The following is a 1992-nucleotide window of genomic DNA, read 5'->3' on the forward strand; positions in this document are numbered from 1 at the left end:
AAAATAGCGCCCTTTTAGTAGGTGTCAAATTCGCTTTTGCTTAGATGGCAATCGATTCCTTCCAACTGCCATACCTGTCTCAATATTTGCTTGGTAGGAGTAACAGCGAATTATGAATTTTTCGAAACTCATTTACATCAGCTTATTGCTCTCGCTCTTCAGCTCATTTTCCAATGCGATAACTCAAACGAGCATTCGCTACCCTCAGCCAGGCGAAGTATTCACCAAACATCACAGTTACCCAATAGAGCTATTAAAGCTAGCCCTAAGTTATCATTCGGTGCCTCTAACAGTAGAACCCTCGCAGTATTTTATGACACAAGGCCGGGCTATCAAACAGTTGAGCCAAAGCAAGGGTATCGATGTGATGTGGACCATGACTTCCAAAGAACGAGAGTCAGAAGTAAAGCCTATTAGAATCCCTATTTATAAAGGCTTGATTGGCTGGCGCTTGTTCCTGACAACACCCGAGCAGTTGGCAACACGAAAACAAAGCCAAGATTTAAGGGCTTTAAAAAAAGCCACACTCATTCAAGGGCATGACTGGCCCGATACCAACATATTGAGATATAACAATTTTAAGGTACAAACTGGCCCCAGTTACGAAGGCTTATTTCAAGTGTTGTCACTTAATCGGGCGGAACTCTTTCCTCGCTCTATTATCGAGATCTGGGATGAACTAGAAACGCATCAACATCGCAACATTACCCTTGAGCCTCACACGCTACTCAGCTACCCGACCGCTACGTATTTCTTTGTCGCACAAGAAAATACGGCCTTAGCTAGCCTTATAGAAGAGGGGCTTCAGAAAGCCCTGTTGGACGGAAAGTTCGATGCGCTGTTCCAGCAGTATTATGCTGATCTGATACTGAAGGCTAATTTAAAGCAGCGACTACACTATCGCCTGATTAACCCTTTGCTTCCTGAAGCGACACCACTAGACCAGAAAGCTCTCTGGTTTCATTTAGATAAAGACTGAAAGCATCATTACTTTCAGCCTCTATACTAAGAGAAACTTAGTGTTTGTGCTTATGTTTATTGGGTTTATCGTGCTGGCTCGCATGCAAACTATTAAAGACGATTTTGATCCAGGTAGGCTCATTTAAGAAACCGTTTTCCCACTCGTCCCATTTTGCACTCAAACCTGCACTTTGTATCTCTTCCAGGCTCTTGTCATTCATCATGCTCTCGACCTCTTTCGCCGTACCACGCAACATGTCTCTGAAGGCAATAAGGTCTGGCTTCGTTGCCATTGGTCCGTGCCCAGGCACAATTTGGGTTGAGTCATCGATAGAATCTAAAATTCGATCAATATTCTGGGCGACACCTCGTACACGCCCACCTGCATCCACATCAACAAAGGGGTAAAAGCCGTTAAAGAAATGGTCACCCAAATGGACAATATTTTGTTCTTTAAAGAAGATCACGCTATCGCCATCAGTATGTCCGATTGGCAAGTGCATTACAGAAATATCATGCCCGTTAAAGTGGATAGTCATACGATGATCATAGGTAATATCCGGCAGCGCATGCTTTGGGTATGGTTCCGACACCATGTTAAACAGCTTAACCTCTTGACGAGAGTTCAAACGCTGATAAACATTATCATGCGCGACAACGGTAGGCTCTTTACCCAAGAGCTTATTGCCTTGAGTATGGTCACCATGCCAATGCGTATTTAGGATGTACTTAAGCGGTTTACCAAAAGTATCAAGTGTTTTCTCTAAACCACCTGACATATCGGCATAGTCACTATCGACAACCCGTCATCACCTTCGGACAATAAGATATTCCCGCCCTTTCCCTGAAGAAAGTGAAAGCCTGGCTTTAACTCAGTCACTTTAAACTGCTTAGTACTATGGTGGTGGTTTTCTGCAACACTTAAATTTGCAGACAATAACAACATGAGGCTGGCGCCCGCTTTAATTACGTTCACTAATTTATCTCCCTATTGATTGAGTCTTTAACATGCAAACATGTGAAGCGAAACGA

At 43.5% G+C, this 1992-nt stretch carries 3 protein-coding genes; 1 reads left to right on the plus strand and 2 read right to left on the minus strand.

The annotated features are described in order from the left end of the window. The first annotated feature begins 112 nt into the window (after nt 1-112). Nucleotides 113-979, plus strand: a complete 867-nt coding sequence (locus A3729_RS15450; RefSeq protein WP_068514500.1) for a hypothetical protein — start codon at nt 113-115, stop codon at nt 977-979. Between the two features lie 37 nt (nt 980-1016). On the opposite strand, the gene A3729_RS15455 is transcribed toward A3729_RS15450, so the two are convergent. Both A3729_RS15455 and A3729_RS33150 read right to left on the minus strand, forming a co-directional pair. After that, a complete protein-coding gene (locus A3729_RS15455) occupies nt 1017-1739 on the minus strand; it encodes an MBL fold metallo-hydrolase (protein WP_197475874.1) in 723 nt (240 codons plus the stop codon). Continuing rightward, nucleotides 1724-1936, minus strand: coding sequence for a hypothetical protein (locus A3729_RS33150; RefSeq protein ID WP_068567935.1), 213 nt, complete (start codon nt 1934-1936; stop codon nt 1724-1726). Before A3729_RS33150 ends, A3729_RS15455 begins: the two co-directional genes overlap by 16 nt. Nucleotides 1937-1992 lie beyond the last annotated feature (56 nt).

The sequence above is a fragment of the Oleiphilus sp. HI0043 genome, from assembly GCF_001634935.1.